The sequence below is a fragment of the Variovorax sp. 20P10.2.4 genome, assembly GCF_058244205.1.
Genome location: NZ_JBZAYE010001110.1, coordinates 1 through 1364, shown reverse-complemented (window position 1 = coordinate 1364; position 1364 = coordinate 1). Strand labels below are relative to the sequence as shown.

Genomic DNA, 1364 nt, shown 5'->3' with positions numbered 1-1364 from the left:
CACCTGCTCGACCGCACGCCGCGCATGGCGGTGATGACGCGCGAGGGCACCACCGACGAACTCGTGGCCGGCCTGCTCGCGCGCGAGCTCGACTGTGCGATCGGCCGTTCGTACGACGGCGACGCCACCGGCCTGGTGCAGGAGGCGATCCACCAGCAGGAGCCCTGCCTGGTGGTGTCGGCCAAGAGCGCGAAGCGGCTCTCGCGCGGGCCGCTCGACTGGGCCCGGCTCGCGCAGCTCGACTGGATCCTGCCGCCTCCGAACACGCCGATGCGCCGCACCTACAACGCGATCTTTGTCGGCGCCGGCGTGCAGCCGCCGGTGCCGATGCTCGAGACCACCGCCATCCGCAGCATGGAGACGGTGCTGCGCACCGAGCCCAACGCCATCGCGATCCTCGCGCGCGACGTGGTGGCGGAGATGGAACAGGCCGGCCACTGGGCCGCGCTGCCCTACCGGCTGAGCTGGAACCTGCCGCCGGTGAGCTTCTTCACGCTGAAGGAACTGGAGGGGCAGCCGATGGTGCAGTCGCTGCGCGCGGTGGTGGTGGAGACGGCGCGCAAGATGCAGCGCAAGACGGGCTGACACGGCCCCTCCCTATAATTTCCGCTCCCTCTCCCGCGCCACGGATCAGCCGCCGCCACATCTCAGCCAAGACGGGAGTTCCCTGTTTCCACACCGGCTGAGGTGTACCGTGCTCGAGCGCTACCACAGAGAATTGCTGCGCTATTTCACCCGCAAGGCCGGCGATGGCGACACCGCCGCCGACCTCGTGCAGGAAGCCTATGCGCGCGTGCTCGGCCACCAGGACGCGGGCGGCCTGGTGCTCGAACCGCGCGCGCTGCTCTACCAAACCGGCCGCAACCTGCTCGCCACCCAGGCCGCGCGCCGCGCCGCCGAGCTGCGCATGCTCGACACGCTGGCGCTGGTCGCGCCCGACAGCGCGCCCTCGGTGGAACGCCACGTGGCGGCCCGGCAGCAGCTGCAGCGGCTGGTCGCGCTGCTCGAGGCCATGCCGCGCAAGCGCCGCCATGCCTTCCTGCTCGTGCGCATCCACGGCCTGAGCTATGCGCAGACCGCGGCCCACATGGAGATCAGCGAGAAGGCGGTCGAGCACCACATGACGCGCGCCCTGCTCGACTGCGCGGGCTACGGCGGGGGAGCGGACTGACCATGGCCGCGCGCGCACAACCCCTGCTCGGCGCCGACGAACGGCGCGCGCCGCGCGCGCTGGTCGAGCATGCGCTGACGCTGATCGGCCGCATCCACCGCGGCAGCCCCGAGGCCGCCGACGCCGCGCAGGCCGAGCTGAGCCGCTGGCGCGCGCTGTCGCCCGCCAACGCGGACGCCGCGGCGACCGCGCA

Annotated in this window: 2 protein-coding genes and 1 pseudogene; all 3 read left to right on the top strand. The window is 72.4% G+C overall.

From position 1 onward, the window contains the following. The coding region (locus AC27VN_RS41535) for a LysR substrate-binding domain-containing protein (protein WP_490880519.1) at window positions 1–585 on the top strand (585 nt) is incomplete at its 5' end. A 109-nt stretch (window positions 586–694) separates the two neighbouring features. After that, on the top strand, window positions 695–1171 hold the full coding sequence (locus AC27VN_RS41530; protein ID WP_490880518.1) for an RNA polymerase sigma factor: 477 nt from the start codon (window positions 695–697) through the stop codon (window positions 1169–1171). Window positions 1172–1173: 2 nt separating this feature from the next. Further along, a pseudogene (locus tag AC27VN_RS41525) lies at window positions 1174–1364 on the top strand (hypothetical protein); the annotation flags it as partial.